The 2,033-nt window shown below is 68.4% G+C and carries 2 protein-coding genes and 1 pseudogene; 1 reads left to right on the top strand and 2 read right to left on the bottom strand.

Annotation, left to right across the window (positions count from 1 at the left end; all coding sequences use genetic code 11):
• A pseudogene (locus DSP71_RS23710) lies at nt 1-252 on the bottom strand (alpha/beta hydrolase); the annotation flags it as partial.
• Nucleotides 253-325: 73 nt separating this feature from the next.
• Between DSP71_RS23710 and DSP71_RS12060 the strand changes: the two are divergent.
• The gene (locus tag DSP71_RS12060) at nt 326-970 is read left to right on the top strand and encodes a TetR/AcrR family transcriptional regulator (protein ID WP_046748681.1); all 645 of its coding nucleotides are present in this window, start codon (nt 326-328) and stop codon (nt 968-970) included.
• Between the two features lie 71 nt (nt 971-1,041).
• Here the strand turns inward: DSP71_RS12060 and DSP71_RS12055 are convergent, their stop codons facing one another.
• Nucleotides 1,042-1,779, bottom strand: coding sequence for a hypothetical protein (locus DSP71_RS12055; RefSeq protein WP_113681210.1), 738 nt, complete (start codon nt 1,777-1,779; stop codon nt 1,042-1,044).
• Between the last annotated feature and the right edge of the window lie 254 nt (nt 1,780-2,033).

The following is a 2,033-nucleotide window of genomic DNA, read 5'->3' as shown; positions in this document are numbered from 1 at the left end:
TCGCCCTCGCCAGCCGTGCAGGAGCAGCGCGGTGTGAGGTCCGGTGCCCCATTCGTAGGTGACGACCTCCTGACCGCGTACCGTGAGCCGGCCCCGTCGGGCGTCGGCGTGCGTGGGAGCGTCCGCTTCACTCACCCGCATCCGCGGCGACGTCGTGAAGAACAGTCGATAGGCGATGTCGCCGGCGAGCGTCGGCGAGACAGCGGCGGCGAGCGGGATGCTGCGGGCGAGCAACGCGGGCACGGACGGCATGGAGGCTCCTTCGCCGGAACAATACGAACGATCATACGTATAGTAAGCGAACGATCGTTCGTATACTAGGTGTGTGACCGAGAGCGCTGTTCTGGACGGGCGGAGGGCCCGTGGTGATGCCTCGCGCCGCATCGTGCTGCAGAGCGCGACCGACCTCGCATCGGTCGAAGGGCTCGACGGACTGAGCATCGGGCGGCTGGCTGAGGCTTCAGGGTCGAGCAAGAGCAGCATCGCCACGCTGTTCCAGAGCAAGGAGGGGCTGCAGCTCGCAACCGTCGCCGCCGCCCGCGAGATCTTCACGGCGCGGATCGTCGAGCCGGCGCGAGTCCATCCGCGCGGGCTGCACCGTCTCGCCGCGCTGCTGCACAACTCGCTGTCGTACTCGCGGGACCGGGTGTTCACCGGCGGATGCTTCTTCGCGGCGACGGCCGCCGACGTCGACTCGAAGTCCGGACCGGTGAGCGATGCGGTGCGGTCGGCGCTGGTCGACTGGTACGGCTATGTGGAGGCCCAGCTGCGTCACGCCGTGGATGCCGGAGAGGTCGAGGCCGACCCCGAGGTGCTCGCGTTCGAGCTCGTCGCCCTGAACGAAGAGGCCAACTCGCGCTCCCTGCTGCTCGATGACGCCCGGCCGTACGCGATCGCCGCCGCCGCAATGCGAGCGCGGCTGCGTGCCGCCGGGGCGACCGAGTCGGCCCTGCTGCTGCTCGACCTCTGACTCTCGGGCGCTGAGAACGCGAAACGCCCCACCCGAGTGTCGGGTGAGGCGTCTCGCAGTGTTGCGGGGGGTCAGGCGTCGCGCCCGCGGGTGAATCCCGCATCGAAACCGCGCTCGAAGGCGTGCTGGGCGATCCGCTCCGCACGGTGCGGACCGTGTCCACGACCGCGTCCGTGACCGTGCTCGCCGTGACCGTGCTCGCGGCTGTGCGCGTGCCCGTGCTCGCATGCGTGTTCGCGGTCGAAATCGTGCTCCCGGTCGTGTTCGAAGCCCCGCTCGACTCCCGCGCCGAAGCCACGACCGAAGCCGCGTCCGAAGGGTCGTCCGAAGCCGTGGCCGAATCCGCGACCGTGGCGGGGTCCGCCGAAGCCGTGACGGCGTCCGCGGGGAAGAAGGGTCTCCTCGTCCCATCCGAACGCGCGGGCGATCTTCTCGAGCGAGGCGAGCGTGGTGGCCATGTCCTCAGGGGAGACGGCTTCCTCCACCTTGGTGCGGATGTCGTCGACGATGACGCCGAGGCGATCCTTCGCGGCGCGACCGTCGTCGGTGAGCGCCCAGCCGTCGCCCTCGGGAGAGACCCAGCCGCGCTCGACGAGCCGATGCAGCTTGTGGCCGTTCAGTGGGCGGTCGGACGGGGCGGTGCCGTCGACGATGTTGAGCATGCGCCAGTCGCGACGACTCGCGTGTTCGCCGTCGAAAGCGGCGGCGAACTCGGCCGCCATCAGGCGGTCGGCGGCCTTCAGCCAGTAACCGAAGGGGCGGGAGGTGTTCTGTGGTTCAGAGATGTTCTGTGATTCAGAGGTGTTCATGAGAAGTCCTTTTGTCGGGGTGACGTAGTTGTCAATGTGCATGTGTATGTCACAGTGCATGTACATGTAGTGTGACATGAGATTCCGATGCATGTCAAGTCGCATGTAAAATCACCTCATGGCCACCGAACCGAACGATCCCGCCGAAGCCATCGCGCAGGCGCTGTCCCGTCTGCGCGGACGGCGTCCCGGTGAGCGCGGCCCGGGGGGAAGAGGCGGTCGCGGTCACGGCAGCCCCCACGCGTGGCAGGACG

It is taken from the genome of Microbacterium sp. H6 (assembly GCF_003314775.1).
GTDB classification, from domain to species: Bacteria; Actinomycetota; Actinomycetes; order Actinomycetales; family Microbacteriaceae; genus Microbacterium; species Microbacterium oxydans.
The sequence above is the reverse complement of the archived record's forward strand: the minus strand, read 5'-3'. Positions and strand labels throughout refer to the sequence as shown.

Bases quoted from the DNA above. Each gene is read 5' to 3' on its own strand.
- DSP71_RS12055 (WP_113681210.1), bottom strand. From the start codon at position 1,779: ATGAACACCTCTGAATCACAGAACATCTCTGAACCACAGAACACCTCC.